The organism is Oleiphilus sp. HI0079, assembly GCF_001635105.1.
In genome coordinates this window covers 1-1187 of record NZ_LWFT01000727.1, presented here as the reverse complement: position 1 = coordinate 1187, position 1187 = coordinate 1, and the positions used below count along the sequence as shown (strand labels likewise).

The window sequence follows — 1187 nt, the reverse complement described above, 5'->3', positions numbered from 1 at the left end:
AACGGGTGGCTTTTGCTGTAACCAGATAACTTGCGAACCAGAATCGCTTGTGTGGTACTTTTCTCCTGAAGCGAGATGGCAATACGCTGGATGGTATCCCAGTGCTCAATGATGAGGTCTGTTTTAATCGGCTTTTTTAAACTCAGTGTTACGCCCTGGTCTTTGTTTTCACTGACTTTGAACATCTCTTCAATGACCTTGCCGAACTGGGCATATCTGGGGGCAAAGGTGTAGCCAAACAGATCCAACAAGGCAAAATTTACATGATTAACCCCATGGGTATCGGTCGATAATACATCGGGTTGTATCTCTGATGTATTGCTTTGCAACAAATCAAAGATGTAGTGGGATTCATGTTCGTTGGAGCCAATCACCTTGGCGTTTAGCGCTGCGTGATTGGCTATCAAAGTGATGGCCGAGACGCCTTTGTTAGTACCAAAGTATTTTGAGGAGTACCGGGTTTTAAAAGTCTCCAACCGGCTCTCGAACTTTTGCCCATCGGCACTGGCATGGATGAGGTCTTCCTGGATATTGTAGTGTTTAAAGATGGCCAGCCTGGCGACCGAGTTGTTGATTACATCATTGGCATTATTTAGCGTCTCCGGCCGCAGGTAATTGGCTTGGATACCTTTTAGTTGGTCATACGCCCGGTCGGAGATATTGGCCATGCCGTACAGCCCGTAATTAGTGCCGTTACCAATAATAACGGCCAACAGATCATTAACATTCGCACGGCCTTTCGACTGGACAGGTAGTACATGTTCAAAGTTGTCCAGAAAGCCAGTCTCCTGATCCACGTAGCGCAGTACATCGGTAATATTAATCGGTTTTATCTGGTCAAAGAACGGGTTGTTCAGCATACTTTTAACACCGGTTGAGGGCAGCCGCCACTTTGTTTTACCGGTGCGATTGCGCAGGATAACGTTTTGGTTGTCACCGTTTTCGATGCGCCGACTGACCTGTTGTAGTTTATCGTTGAGATCACAGGATAAAGTCTCGATTAGTTTGCTGGGTTTCGCCGTCAGGCGAGGCAACATGGATTGTTGGATCAGCGTCTTTTTGCCTTTCCAGCGCTCATTGCTGACCAAATCATCCTGGAGAGAACGGAACTTAATGACGGTCGGGAGATAGAGCTGTCCATTCAGCTTGCTGGGAATCTGCAGATATAGGAGCCACTCAAAACGATC

The 1187-nt window shown here is 47.0% G+C and carries 1 protein-coding gene; it reads right to left on the bottom strand.

Annotation, left to right across the window (positions count from 1 at the left end; genetic code table 11):
* The coding region (locus tag A3750_RS13130) for a Tn3 family transposase (protein ID WP_156498576.1) at window positions 1-1187 on the bottom strand (1187 nt) is incomplete at both ends.